This is a genomic window from Sulfitobacter aestuariivivens (assembly GCF_014763045.1).
GTDB classification, from domain to species: domain Bacteria; phylum Pseudomonadota; class Alphaproteobacteria; order Rhodobacterales; family Rhodobacteraceae; genus Sulfitobacter; species Sulfitobacter aestuariivivens.
Genome location: NZ_JACTAG010000001.1, coordinates 241,331 through 253,989, shown reverse-complemented (window position 1 = coordinate 253,989; position 12,659 = coordinate 241,331). Strand labels below are relative to the sequence as shown.

The window sequence follows — 12,659 nt, the reverse complement described above, 5'->3', positions numbered from 1 at the left end:
AAGGAGCCCCGCCGCAAAGCCGCTCAGTTTGCCATGCAGACGTCCATCCATTGCGCGCTGATGTCGGTGTTTTTCACATCCTTCATCTTCAGCTTGTACACCTCGGCGGTGAACAATGGGATCGCGGCGTTGTACCGCTCGGGCCAGGTGACCTCACCTGCCAGCACCGTTTCCTTCACCTGTCTTTCCCGCACCCGGTCAAGGCGCGCCTTTTGCACGGCGGCCACCACGGCAGCCTGATGCGTGCAATCGGTTTCCTTTTTCGAGGCCGCAAGGCCCGGACCCGACGTGGCCACAAGTGCGGCAGCGGCGGCTGCCATGATCGTTGTCCTGAACATTGAACGTGCTCCATTGCGTGTCACAAAAAGAGGATTCGGGTCCTCATTCGCCAGATTACCCGCGCGATGCAACAGCTTCCATAGCCACCTTTAGCTCGTGCACCAGCGTGCCTGCCATCGACCGGAAGACAAGGATCAGAAACGTATCTGCACCCGTGCGCGTGATCGATGCGCTCATGTGCTGCACCAGCGTGCGCGCGGTGTGGCCGCGCTTGAAAATGCTTTCGCGGAAATCAACCGGCACCAGCCGCGCCAGAACATCCACCGCCCCTGCCCCGCTCAAAGTGACGCAGGCCCAGCCATCAGACTGATCCACCACCGCGGCATGAGCCTCCAGCGTCTTGTCCGGCACGGGCCCCGCCAGCAGCACCTCAGAGCGTGCAAACCACAAACAACGCTGGCCGTCGCGTCCGGTCGCACGCCCGGGTTTGGGTGCGCCCAGCCCATGTGCGGCTTTGAGGGCAGCGGCAAAGTCCTTGCCGTCCCCGACTGGTGACAGCGATGTCAGCACCCCCAGGTCGGCCTCCACCACCGTGACCGACCCGATCGTCATCGGCAGCAGTCCAGCGCAGGGCGTCTGTGCTTTCAATTCAACCACGCACCCGCCCTCCTTCAGGATCCACAAAGACCGGGCTGCAAATCTCGACCTCCGCCTCGATCCCGCGCACGGCATCCACCATGCGAATGACCTCGCCCATCCGGTCTGGCCCCCGCGCCACAAAGCCCAAAGCCAGCATGCTGTCGTGCTCGGGTGAAAACCCGACCGAGGTAACATAGCCCTGCATGTTGGCCCGCGCGGCCTCAGCGCCCGCATCGTAAAGATGCGCACCCGCCGTCAGTTGCTTGACCGCGCCCGCAGGCTTTAGGCCGACCAGTTGCGGGCGATCCGGGTCCATCAGACCGGGCCGCTCTGACATCGTCTTGCCGATGCAATCCTTCTTGTCCGACACCATCCGCTGCATGCCAATATCAAATGCCGTAACGCGCCCGTCGATCTCAGCGTGCGTGATAAAGCCCTTTTCGATACGCAGCACGTTCAGCGCCTCCATGCCGTAGGCCCCGCCGCCCAGCCCCTCGGCCTTCTGCACCAGCAGATCAAACAGGCTCGCACCATATCGCGCGGGCACGGCAACCTCGTAGGCGTGCTCCCCCGAGAACGAGATCCGAAAAAGCCGCCCCGGCACGCCCGCGACACCCACCGCGCCGCAGGCCATGAAGGGCCAGCTGTCGTTGTCGATGGGCGCGTCCAATAGACCATTCAACAGCGTGCGCGCCTCCGGGCCTGCCACGGCAAACTGCGCCCAGTGTTCGGTGACAGAGGTGAACGATACCTCCCACTCCGGATGCAGCGCCTGAGTGATCCACTCCAGATGCCGCATTACCAGCCCCGCCGCAGCCGTCGTTGTCGTCATCAGATACTGCGTTTCACCAAGCCGCGCGCAGGTGCCGTCATCCATGACATGCCCATCCTCGCGCAGCATCAGCCCATACCGCACCCGACCGACTTTCAGCGTCGAAAAGGTGTTCGTATAGGCGAAATCAAGCAGCTTCGCGGCGTCGCGCCCCTGAATGTCTATTTTGCCCAGCGTGGACACGTCACAGACCCCAACCTTCTGCCGGACATACCCCACTTCGCGGTCGCACGACTGCCGCCATGTTGTCTCACCAGCCTTGGGGAAATAGCTGGGCCGATACCAAAGCCCCGCTTCGATCATCGGCGCGCCCATGGCAAGGCTCCGGGCGTGGCTGGTCGTCAACCGCTCCGGCGCAAACCCCTTGCCCTGTGCGCCGGCTCCCATCGCCGCAATAGCCACAGGGCTGTAGGGCGGCCGGAACGTCGTTGTCCCCGTCTCCGGAATACCGCGTCCGGTGGCGTCGGCAAGTACCGCCAGGGCGGCAACGTTGGAATTCTTCCCCTGATCGGTCGCCATCCCTTGTGTGGTATAGCGCTTCATATGCTCAACCGAGCGGAAGTTTTCGACCGCAGCCTGTTTGATGTCCTTCACGCTCACATCGTTCTGAAAATCAAGCCATGCGCGCCCCTTACCCGCCACCGCCCAAAGCGGCGTCAGGCGATAGGGCGCATCCTCGGCCTCAGGCAGCGGCACGTCCGCAACGGTCTTGCCAAGCGCATCCAGTGCCTCTCTTGCCGCCGACACCCCTGCCTCCAGACAGGCCTGCGTCGAAAAGCTGCCGTTGCACGCACCGGCGGCAATCATCCCCGGGATAGCCCCCGGGGTGGGCACAAAGGCCTGCAGATCCGCATGCCACGCAGGCCGCCCGTTCATATGACAGGTCAGATGCACAGAGGGGTTCCAGCCGCCTGACACTGCCAGACAGTCTGTCTGGATCGCCTGCTCGCCGCTCGCGGATCGAATGGTGATCGCCTCAAGTTCCTTGCGCCCGCTCGCATTGCAGACCTGCGCGCCGCGATAGACCGGATAATCAACATCGCCCACCTCCGCGTCGTACCGACTGTCGATCAGGGCGGCCACATGCACACCCGCCGCGTGCAAGTCCCGCGCCGTACGATGCGCGTCGTCATTGTTGCCAAAGACCGTGACCCTCTGACCGGGGCTAACGCCCCAGCGATTGAGATAGGCCCGCACCGCACTCGCCATCATCACCCCGGGCCGGTCGTTGTTCTGAAACGCCACCGGCCGCTCCAACGCGCCAGCAGCCAACACCGATGCCTTTGCATGAATACGCCAAAAGCACTCCAGCGGGGCACTATCCGCGCTTGGCGCCCGATGCTGGTTCACCCGTTCCAGTGCCCCGAACATCCCGCCATCATAAGCGCCCGTGATGGTCGTGCGGGTCATCAGCCGGACATTCTCCATCTCGGCCAGCCTGTCGACCATTCCGGCCGCCCAGACCGACGCCGGGCGCCCGTCAATCTCATGGGTCTCGGCCAAAAGCCGCCCCCCCATTATCGCGTCCTCGTCCGCCAGGATAACATCCGCCCCGGCCTCAGCCGCAGCCCAGGCGGCCATCAGACCCGCAGGTCCTGCGCCGATCACCAGCACATCGCAAAAGGCAAAGGCCTTTTCATAGGTGTCCGGGTTGGTCTGGCCGCTCAGCGCGCCCAGACCCGCCGCATTGCGGATCACCGGCTCGTAAATCGCTTCCCAAAAGCGTTTAGGCCACATGAAGGTCTTGTAATAGAACCCCGCCCCAAGAAAGGGTGCCGCCAGATCATTTACAGCCATCACGTCAAACTCAAGCGAAGGCCAGGCGTTTTGCGACGTGGTCACCAACCCGTCGAAAATCTCTTGCACTGTCGCGCGCACATTCGGCTCAGCCCCGGCACCCGTCCCGGTGGTGATCAGCGCATTAGGCTCTTCAGAGCCAGCCGTCAGCACGCCGCGCGGCCGGTGATACTTGAACGACCGGCCCATCAGCCGCACGTTATTCGCCAAAAGCGCAGATGCCACCGTATCGCCCGCGTAGCCCTGATAAGACGCCCCATCAAAGCGAAAGGTCACAGGCGCGCTGCGGTCAATGATGCCTTTTCCCGCGACCCTCATGACGCCGCTTCCCGGGCGTCCGAAGCAAGCCTGGTGCCAAGAACCTCATGCGTCACGGTATTGCGGGTCACCACGATCCACGCGCCGCACCCGCCCTCGTGATACCAAAGATCACGGGTTTCTCCCGCGGGATTGTCGCGCAGGTGCAGATACGCATGCCACACCTCTCCGCCCGCATCCGGGTCGGGCCGCGCAATCATCCCGTCCGCCCCCTGATAATAAAACTCGCGCCGCTCTCGCGATCCACAGATCGGGCACTCAATTCTCACGCCACACCTCCGTGCAGGGGCGCATCCCCTGTTTCACCCTTTTTCAAATACCTCTGCGGTGATCCCGCCGCACCCACCAGCGCCTTAGACAAGCAAAGCCCGGCTGAGGCATGCCGCGAAGGCCCCGCGCACTCCTGCGGCCAAGTGCTAGTGAAGATTATGCTGCGCACCGGTCGCCTCCTCGTCCATCAACCCATAGCCGGTTCGGAACCGGTCCATCCGGAACTTCGCCGCCGGGGCGTGATGCTCATCCCTGGCCATCAGATGCGCAAAGGAATAGCCCGACCCAGGCACCGCCTTGAACCCGCCGTAACACCAACCGCAGTTGATAAAGAGCCCCTCTGTCTCTGTCTTGTCGATGATCGGTGATCCGTCGGGCGTCATGTCCATGATGCCGCCCCAACTGCGTAGAACCTTCGACTTGCCGATCATCGGCATCAGCGTCATGCCCGCCTCCATCACATGTTCCATCATCGGCATGTTGCCGCGTTGGGCATACGAGGCATAGAAATCGAGATCCCCGCCAAAGACCAATCCGCCCTTGTCGGACTGGCTGATATAGAAGTGCCCCATGCCAAAGCTGACCACATGGTTGATGACCGGTTTCAGCCCCTCGGTCACAAAGGCCTGCAACACATGGCTTTCAATCGGCAGTGTCATCCCCGCCATGGCGGCCACCTGACCGGACCGGCCCGCCACCACAATGCCGACCTTTCGGGACCGGATGGCCCCGCGGGTGGTTTGCACACCCGTGACCTTGCCGTCCTCAATGTCGATGCCCGTGACTTCACACTGCTGGATCAGATCCACGCCCCGCGCATCCGCCCCGCGCGCAAATCCCCATGCGACAGCATCGTGACGCGCCGACCCCGCGCGCCAGTGCATCAGCCCCCCATAGATCGGAAACCGGGTGTTGTCGTAATCCAGATAGGGCAGAATGCGGCGCACGCCGTCTCGGTCCAACAGTTCGGCATCCGTATCGCCCTGGCTGTGCATCATGTTGCCCCGGCGCGCATAGGCGTCGCGCTGGCCGTCCGAATGACACAACATCAGATGCCCACGCTGGGACAGCATGACATTGTAGTTCAGTTCCTGCTCCAGGTTCTCCCACAGCTTCAGCGAATGCGAATAGAACTGGCTGTTGCCGTCCAGCATGTAATTGGCGCGCACGATGGTGGTATTGCGCCCCACATTACCCCCGCCAAGATATCCCTTTTCCAGAACCGCAATATTGGTAAGTCCATGGTTCTTCGCCAGATAGTACGCCGTGGCCAGACCGTGCCCGCCGCCCCCGATGATGATGGCATCATATTCGGCCTTGGGTTCGGGATCACGCCAATGGGGCGTCCAGCCTTTGTTGCCGGTCAAGCCTTCGCGCAGAATGCGCAGCCCTGAAAAACGCATCGTCTCCCCCAATTGGACAGGTCTGTCCATCTAAGCAGTTTCAATGCTGACAGGCAACGGACACCAGACGCAAGCCCAATGTTTCAAAGCGCGGAAAAGCATCTGCACAGACTGCTTTCAATTGTGGCAAAAATCGTCCGCAATTCTACCCAATTGTGGCAAAAGTGCAGAAAAAGACCTTTGATCCAACACATTCGAGTCCAAGTCATTCCATCATTGCGTGCGAAAAGGAACCTCGCCGCTATCAATGTGCCCAGAGTGATGGATCCCAGAGTTATGAAAAAGAGCCTTACAAAAAAACGCCTTGGCGCGTTTGTAAAGGACGAGAACGGAAGCGTTACCATTGAATCGGTAATCTGGTTTCCGATCTTCGCGATCCTCCTCGCTTTCATCATGAATATCTCGATGGTCTTCTTCAATGAATCTCAGATGCTGCGGGTCGTCCAGGACGGCAATCGCGCGTTTTCCCTGGGCCGCCTTGATAGTGCAGCAGAGGTCGAGCAATACATCCTTACCGAGTTAAGCTATTTAGACGTCAACCTGAACGTGACTTCTGCTGTCGCTGGCGGGTTGATCGAAACTGATCTGACTGTGGCCGCTTCAGAACTGATGCCCCTCAATTTTATGACCGGTGCCTTTAGTGGCATCCAGGTCGGCGTCAACGCCCAGCACATCATCGAGTTCTAGGAGAGAACCATGATCATCAAACTCGTCCCGCGGGCCGCACGTCGGTTCATCGAAAAAGAAGATGGCTCAGCGACAATCCTCGCTGTGCTTTTCGCCATGATTTTCCTCGTGATGGGTGGCCTGGCTGTCGACTTTAACAAGGTGATGTCCGAACGGACCCATCTGCAGATCGCCGCAGACACCGCCGCGCATGCCGCGCTCTACACCCGCGAAGATGAAGACGTGTCGACGTCCAAAACTGCCGCGATGAACACCATTGACGGGTTCCTGCCTGAACACCAGTTCGGCGCCAATCCTGTGACGGTTGCTGATGTGACCTTCGGCACCTGGGATTTTGATCTCAACCTCTTTACCGCTGACAGCACCTCCAACAAGGCGGTGCGGGTCTATGCCCAGATGAACGAGACCCGCAGCAATCCATCCAATACCATCCTGCTCAGCATGGTGGGCCAGGACACATTCGATGTGACAGCTGAATCGATCTATTCCACATACTATCCTCCCTGTCTTACCGAAGGGTTCGTGGCGCAGGAACCTGTGGACATCCAGTCGAACAACAACTTCTTCAACGGGTTCTGCATCCATTCCAACGACTACGTGAGCCTGAACTCGAATAACTTCTTCGAACCCGGCACCGTCGTTTCGATGCCAAACCTGGACCAGCTGGATATCCCCAACTCCGGGTTTGAAACCAACGAAGGTCTCCAGACCGCTCTGCGTCAGGGCGAATACCGCATGCGGCTTCTCAACAAGCTGCCCGATATGATCGACAGCTTCTGGTCCGCCGATCCAAAGCATTTGCCGCCGTACATCTCAGGTTCCAGCTTGTACGATCTGTCAAACAGCCTGAGCAATGGACCCGACGGCAAAACGCTTGACCCTGTTGATTTTGTGCCCAATGCGGTGAACTACCTCACCTGCTCCGGCTCCGGCAAAATGACCATGAACGCGGGCGTCTATTCGCAAATGCTGTTCGTCAGCGATTGCGAAGTGAAGTTCGCGAACGGCGTGGTTCTTGAAGACGTTGTTGTCGCCACCACACATACAGGCGCCACATCGTTCAACACACCTGCCGGGCTGCAGATCGGCCGCAATGACAATTGCGCCGAAGGTGGCGGTGCCACGCTGATGACTTTGGGTGGCTTTAATGCCGCTGCATCGCTCAGCGTCTATAACGGCCAGATCCTGGCCATCGGCGATATTGAATTCGCAGCGGAGGCAAATGGCATCCAGGGCGCGTCATTTGTGTCTTATGGCCAAATCGACGGCACCAGCAACATGAACATGGGCTTTTGCAACGGCGATGGCATGGAAAACGCCTATCGCGCCCCCTACTTCCGTATGGTTCAGTAAAGCGCCTGGGCGGCAGCGCCCAGCGCTTTCATGGCCGCGCGATAAGGTGCGGGGCCATGGCTGATCCGGGCCACACCGGTTTTGGCGATCTCCTCAATGTCATGCGCCTCACTCAGGCGCATGACATTCACCGGTAGATCAATCGCCTCGCAGAGCTGCGCGATCAACGCCAGATCATCCAGCCCCGGCAAAAACACCCCATCCGCCCCGGCATCGGCATAGGCCTTGGCCCGCGCAATCGCTTCCGGCACAAGATCGACGGCATCGCCCTCGTACCCCGAAAAGAAGACATCTGTCCGCGCGTTGATGAAAAACGGAACGCCCGCTGCATCTGAACGCGCGCGGATTGCCGCAAGACGGGCGGCCTGCACATCCGGTGCGTGCAACCCTTTGCCGCCTACAATCCGGTCCTCCATGTTCAGACCCACGGCGCCCGTTTCAATCAAAGCAACCGCATTTTCCCCGACGCGCGCGGGGTCTTCGGCATATCCGCCTTCGAAATCCACGCTCACCGGCACATCAACGGCCTGCACGATCTCGCGTGCCGTGCGCAGGGCGGCCACCAAAGGCAACTGCTCGCCATCGGCAAAACCCTGCGCCGCCGCTACCGACCAACTGCCAGTGGCTAGTGCAGGTGCCCCGGCCTTGGCCACCGCGCCTGCTGATCCGGCATCCCAGATATTGTAAAGAACCAGCGGTCGCCCCTTCACATGCAACGCTTTGAACGCCTTCGCCTTGCCGATCTGATCCATCCTCAACTCTCCTGTCTGCGGGCTGCAAAGCCCTGTTCAAGTTCAATCAAAGCCTGCTTGCGCCAAAGCCCACCACCATATCCCGTCAGCGCGCCATCCGCAGCCAGCACACGGTGACATGGCACAACAATCGCGATGGGGTTTGCCCCGTTCGCGCGCGCCACTGCGCGCGTGGCATCTGGTCTGCCCATAGACCGCGCAAGATCGGAATAGCTACGCGTCTCGCCTGCGGGAATGTCGCGAAGTGCACGCCAGACAGACTGGGAAAAGGGCGTGCCATGCGGCGCGATTGGCGTCGCAAAGTGATCCTGCTCCAAGCGCAGAAATGCTGTCATCTCCGCCTCGATCTGATCTGTCGGATCAAACCGACCAAATCCAAGGCTCCCCTTTGCCGCGGTGTGCAACCGCCGTAGCTCAGCCGGCAGCGCCTTTCGCTCCACGAACTCCAGCAGATGCAGATGACTGGCAGAACTGACCGCGATCATCGCGCCAAGCCGTGTCTCGATCCAATCTGCCCTCAGCAAGGCGTCTTTCACAAATGCACCCGGCGCCAGCCCCATGATCCGCCCAAAGGCCGCGCGAAATGCCGAAGGGCTGTCATATCCCGCGACCATCTGCGCGTCGATGACCTTGGCTCCCTGCGGCAATTCAGCGGCCGCCGTACGCAGCCGCATCTGGCGCGCCATGTCGAGAAAGGTCGTGCCAAAATGCCGCTTGAAGGCCCGTCGAACCGTCGACGCATCCAGACCCAGCGCGATGATGTCCCGCTCATGCCACACCCGCACCGGATCAGCTTCAAGCGCTTTCAGCAGGTGCATTATGACCGGATCGGCCTGCGCTGCCGGTGCCATCGGATGACAGCGCTTGCAGGGACGATAGCCAGCGTCGATGCATGCCCCTATGCGGTCGAAGAATACGCAATTTTCGCGCTTTGGCTTGCGTGCAGGGCAGGTCAATCTGCAAAACACCCCGGTCGAAGTCACCCCAACAAAAGCGCGACCGTCAAACGACGCATCGCGCGCCAGCAAGGCGGCGTAAAGGCTGTCTTCGTCGGGCAGGTCAAGTAACATGCGCACAGGCATACCCGCTGCCCGCGCCCTTGTCCGCCTCGTATCGGGCGTCTATTCGATTTTCATGTCTGGCACAGGACGTGATGCCCCCCTAAGATGAACGCGTCGACAGGAGACCCGCGCCCCCCATGCCCCGCAAACTTGCCGCCATCCTTGCCGCCGATGTCGTGGGCTATTCGCGCATGATCGCCGCGAACGAGACAGCGACGCTTGATGCCCTCGACACCTTGCGCGCCGAGGTTTTCGGCCCCGTCTTCACCGATCACCATGGGACGATCGTCAAAAGCATGGGCGATGGCTGGCTGGTTGCCTTTGAAAGCGCGGTAGCAGCCGTCAATGCCGCAATGCAGGTGCAAGACAGGCTGACAGATCACCCCACCATCACCCTGCGCATCGGGATCCACATCGGTGATGTTGTCCACAATGAACACGACCTCTACGGCGACGGCATCAATATCGCCGCACGTCTGGAAAGCATTGCGCCCAAAGGCGGGATCACCATCTCTGACGCCGTCTACTCCAGCCTTGATGGCACACTCTCGCCTTCTTTCGAGGCGGCAGGCGCGCAAAAGCTCAAGAACATCGACCGCCCGATCATTACCTGGGTGCGCACTCCCAGCGGCGGCGCGATACAACAGCGCACGCCGGCCCAAGACGTCGTCTCTGCCCTCCCGCGTCTCAGGATTGAACCGACCGCCAACAGCGACCCGCGCGCAGAATTGCGCGACACCGCCGATGCCCTCTCGGCTGACTTTGACACCTATTTCAGCAGTATCAACTGGCTGCAGGCGAACATCAAAAGCACACCCATCCCCGATGCCTATGCGTTGCGCCCCGTCCTGCGCGCGCGCGGGGAAAGGATACGGCTGGAAACGCGGCTCTACAGTCCGGCGGGCGATACACTGTGGACCCACAAATCTGATACCACGCTGGATGAAGCATTTGACTGGCAGGATAGCGTCATCGCCGAAATCGCGGATCATTGCATTGGTTTGATTCTAGAGGCCGAAACCACCCGCATCATGGCTCTACCTGACGAAGACCTGACCGCCGAACAGTGCCTGTTGATGGGTATCATCACCTGGCGCGACTTTGGAAGAGACTCCTACATCCGATCAGTCCAATTTCACGAACGCGCCATGATCGCAAAGCCCGACATGGCTGACGCCTATGCTGAGGCACTTATCGTGCTACAGGCCGGGCGTACCGTCACCAGTAGCGATATTTTGCAAGAATACTTTGACAAGATACCTGCTTGGATCGAAGCTGCGCGCCCCCTGGCACCCGGACATGCCATGCTGACCCTTGCTATTGCCGTCGCCACATACGCCCAAGAAAAGAAAGTTATCCCGCTCAAGGAGGCCATCGCACAAACCCTGCGCCTTGCCCCCTTCGATGCCCGCGTTCTCAGCTTTTGCGGCTGGGCGAACCTGTGGTCAGGGCAGACCCAAGACGCCTACGACTGCTTTCACAAGTCTCTGGAATTTGGGCGGTTGGGCCCGTTCTATGTTGCCTCGCTGGGTGGGGCCGCAAGCGCCAGCTTGCAACTGGGCAAAGATGAGAAGGCGCTGGCGCTGGTCGATAAGGGTCTGGCCCTGTCAGACCTTTATCCCACCTTCTACATGGTGCGCACTGCCGCACTGGCGCATCTGGGTCGGCTGGATGAAGCGCGCATCGCGCTGGAAGAATACCGCAAACTCGAACCGGAACGCACATTGGCGAACTGGGCGGCCACCAATAACTACGGCGGCTCAGAAGGCGGCAAGCGCTATTTCGAGGGTATGAAGATGGCGGGGATGCCTTGAAAGAAATCCCCGCCGCTAACGCTACAGCCCTTTGGCGCGATAGCTGGCCGCAACCTTTTCGATCGACACCAGATAGGCCGCAGTGCGCAGATCATCCACGTCATCACGGTCATGCCAGACCCGGGCCATCGACTGATAGGCCGTCTGCATCGTGTCATCGAGACCCGACCGGACCAGTTCCAGCTCTCCCGCGCCGCGCAGATACTTCTCCTTGAAGTCCGGCGTCATCGACCAGGCATCGCCCATGTAGCGGTCAAGCCGTTCCAGTTCATCCACCACCAATTGGTGCCGGGCCTCTTCCTGGCGGCGTTGCATCCGGCCAAAGCGGATGTGGCTCAGGTTCTTGACCCACTCAAAATATGAGACAGTCACACCACCAGCGTTGGCATACATGTCAGGGATGATCACGCAGCCTTTCTTGCGCAGGATCTCATCCGCACCAGCGGTGACCGGACCATTTGCGGCCTCAATGATCAGCGGTGCTTTGACGTTCGCGGCGTTTGACAGGTTGATCACCCCCTCTAGGGCCGCCGGGATCAGGATATCGCACTCCGCTTCCAGCAATTTTGCCCCGTCTTCCTCACAATGGGTGTCAGGATAGCCGGTGATGGTCCCGTGCTTGGCAATCCACTGGTGTACGGCCTCAACATCAAGCCCGTCTTCGTTGTGCAACGCGCCGTCTCGTTCGATAATGGCCGTGATTTTGCAGCCATCCTCTTCCTGCAAGAACTTGGCCGCGTGATAGCCCACGTTGCCAAGGCCCTGCACGACCACGCGCTTGCCTTTCATGGTCCCGGTCATCCCGGCTTTCTTCATGCCCTCTTCATCGTTGAAGAACGCGTGAAGGGCATATTGCACGCCGCGGCCCGTGGCCTCCGTGCGGCCCTGAATGCCGCCTGCGTTGATCGGTTTGCCGGTCACGCAGGCCACACCATTCAATTCCGTCGTGTTCATGCGTTTGTACTGATCGGCGATCCAGGCCATTTCGCGCTCACCGGTGCCCATGTCGGGCGCGGGCACGTTCTGCGCGGGGTTGATCAGGTCGCGCTTGATCAGCTCATAGGCAAAACGGCGCGTGATCAGTTCCATTTCGTGATCATCGTATTCACGTGGGTCGATGCATAACCCGCCCTTGGAGCCGCCAAAGGGGGCCTCCACCAATGAACACTTGTAGGTCATCAGCGCCGCGAGCGCCTCAACCTCATCCTGATTGACGCCAAGCGAATAGCGGATGCCGCCCTTCACCGGTTCCATATGTTCCGAATGCACGGACCGGTAGCCGGTGAACGTATGGATCTTGCCGCGCAGGCGCACCCCAAACCGCACGGTATAGGTGGCATTACACACCCTGATCTTTTCTTCCAGACCGGGCGGCAGATCCATCAGGGCAACCGCCCTGTTGAACATGATATCCACACTTTCGCGAAAGCTTGGTTCATTGGCTGGGGACATAG

At 60.2% G+C, this 12,659-nt stretch carries 11 protein-coding genes; 3 read left to right on the top strand and 8 right to left on the bottom strand.

Features of this window, described 5'->3' with window-relative positions; all coding sequences use genetic code 11:
* Window positions 1–23: 23 nt before the first annotated feature.
* The 5 genes from H9Q16_RS01125 to H9Q16_RS01105 all read right to left on the bottom strand — a co-directional run bounded on the left by H9Q16_RS01125 (window position 24) and on the right by H9Q16_RS01105 (window position 5,538).
* Complete coding sequence (locus H9Q16_RS01125; RefSeq protein WP_191073546.1) at window positions 24–338, bottom strand: hypothetical protein; 315 nt, start codon at window positions 336–338, stop codon at window positions 24–26.
* A gap of 55 nt (window positions 339–393) precedes the next feature.
* On the bottom strand, window positions 394–891 hold the full coding sequence (locus tag H9Q16_RS01120; RefSeq protein WP_246455410.1) for a sarcosine oxidase subunit gamma: 498 nt from the start codon (window positions 889–891) through the stop codon (window positions 394–396).
* A 37-nt stretch (window positions 892–928) separates the two neighbouring features.
* Window positions 929–3,865 carry a sarcosine oxidase subunit alpha family protein gene (locus H9Q16_RS01115; protein WP_191073544.1) on the bottom strand — a complete coding sequence of 979 codons (2,937 nt, stop codon included), beginning with the start codon at window positions 3,863–3,865 and terminating at the stop codon, window positions 929–931.
* A complete protein-coding gene (locus H9Q16_RS01110) occupies window positions 3,862–4,134 on the bottom strand; it encodes a sarcosine oxidase subunit delta (protein ID WP_191073543.1) in 273 nt (90 codons plus the stop codon). The genes H9Q16_RS01115 and H9Q16_RS01110 overlap by 4 nt, the downstream gene beginning before the upstream one ends.
* 147 nt (window positions 4,135–4,281) lie before the next feature.
* Window positions 4,282–5,538, bottom strand: a complete 1,257-nt coding sequence (locus tag H9Q16_RS01105) for a sarcosine oxidase subunit beta family protein (protein WP_191075110.1) — start codon at window positions 5,536–5,538, stop codon at window positions 4,282–4,284.
* Between the two features lie 276 nt (window positions 5,539–5,814).
* On the opposite strand from H9Q16_RS01105, the gene H9Q16_RS01100 reads away from it, so the two are divergent.
* The gene (locus tag H9Q16_RS01100; RefSeq protein WP_191073542.1) at window positions 5,815–6,225 is read left to right on the top strand and encodes a TadE/TadG family type IV pilus assembly protein; all 411 of its coding nucleotides are present in this window, start codon (window positions 5,815–5,817) and stop codon (window positions 6,223–6,225) included.
* 9 nt (window positions 6,226–6,234) lie between these two features.
* Window positions 6,235–7,578: a TadE/TadG family type IV pilus assembly protein gene (locus H9Q16_RS01095; protein WP_191073541.1), complete on the top strand. Its 1,344-nt coding sequence runs from the start codon at window positions 6,235–6,237 to the stop codon at window positions 7,576–7,578.
* Here the strand turns inward: H9Q16_RS01095 and H9Q16_RS01090 are convergent.
* Window positions 7,572–8,330, bottom strand: coding sequence for an isocitrate lyase/PEP mutase family protein (locus H9Q16_RS01090; protein ID WP_191073540.1), 759 nt, complete (start codon window positions 8,328–8,330; stop codon window positions 7,572–7,574). The genes H9Q16_RS01095 and H9Q16_RS01090 overlap by 7 nt on opposite strands.
* 2 nt (window positions 8,331–8,332) lie before the next feature.
* Window positions 8,333–9,400: a bifunctional transcriptional activator/DNA repair enzyme AdaA gene (locus H9Q16_RS01085; protein ID WP_191073539.1), complete on the bottom strand. Its 1,068-nt coding sequence runs from the start codon at window positions 9,398–9,400 to the stop codon at window positions 8,333–8,335.
* Between the two features lie 128 nt (window positions 9,401–9,528).
* Between H9Q16_RS01085 and H9Q16_RS01080 the strand changes: the two genes are divergently transcribed.
* Window positions 9,529–11,205 (top strand): adenylate/guanylate cyclase domain-containing protein, encoded by a 1,677-nt coding sequence (locus H9Q16_RS01080; protein WP_191073538.1) that lies wholly within the window; start codon window positions 9,529–9,531, stop codon window positions 11,203–11,205.
* Between the two features lie 21 nt (window positions 11,206–11,226).
* Here H9Q16_RS01080 and H9Q16_RS01075 read toward each other — a convergent pair whose 3' ends face one another.
* Window positions 11,227–12,657, bottom strand: coding sequence for a Glu/Leu/Phe/Val family dehydrogenase (locus H9Q16_RS01075; protein WP_191073537.1), 1,431 nt, complete (start codon window positions 12,655–12,657; stop codon window positions 11,227–11,229).
* Between the last annotated feature and the right edge of the window lie 2 nt (window positions 12,658–12,659).

What these genes read in the sequence shown, in the direction of transcription:
- H9Q16_RS01080 (WP_191073538.1), top strand. Translation starts at nt 9,529, where the DNA reads ATGCCCCGCAAACTTGCCGCCATCCTTGCCGCCGATGTCGTGGGCTAT.
- H9Q16_RS01115 (WP_191073544.1), bottom strand. Translation starts at nt 3,865, where the DNA reads ATGAGGGTCGCGGGAAAAGGCATCATTGACCGCAGCGCGCCTGTGACC.
- H9Q16_RS01075 (WP_191073537.1), bottom strand. Translation starts at nt 12,657, where the DNA reads ATGTCCCCAGCCAATGAACCAAGCTTTCGCGAAAGTGTGGATATCATG.
- H9Q16_RS01090 (WP_191073540.1), bottom strand. Translation starts at nt 8,330, where the DNA reads ATGGATCAGATCGGCAAGGCGAAGGCGTTCAAAGCGTTGCATGTGAAG.
- H9Q16_RS01085 (WP_191073539.1), bottom strand. Translation starts at nt 9,400, where the DNA reads ATGTTACTTGACCTGCCCGACGAAGACAGCCTTTACGCCGCCTTGCTG.
- H9Q16_RS01125 (WP_191073546.1), bottom strand. Translation starts at nt 338, where the DNA reads ATGTTCAGGACAACGATCATGGCAGCCGCCGCTGCCGCACTTGTGGCC.
- H9Q16_RS01105 (WP_191075110.1), bottom strand. Translation starts at nt 5,538, where the DNA reads ATGCGTTTTTCAGGGCTGCGCATTCTGCGCGAAGGCTTGACCGGCAAC.
- H9Q16_RS01100 (WP_191073542.1), top strand. Translation starts at nt 5,815, where the DNA reads ATGAAAAAGAGCCTTACAAAAAAACGCCTTGGCGCGTTTGTAAAGGAC.
- H9Q16_RS01095 (WP_191073541.1), top strand. Translation starts at nt 6,235, where the DNA reads ATGATCATCAAACTCGTCCCGCGGGCCGCACGTCGGTTCATCGAAAAA.
- H9Q16_RS01120 (WP_246455410.1), bottom strand. Translation starts at nt 891, where the DNA reads ATGACGATCGGGTCGGTCACGGTGGTGGAGGCCGACCTGGGGGTGCTG.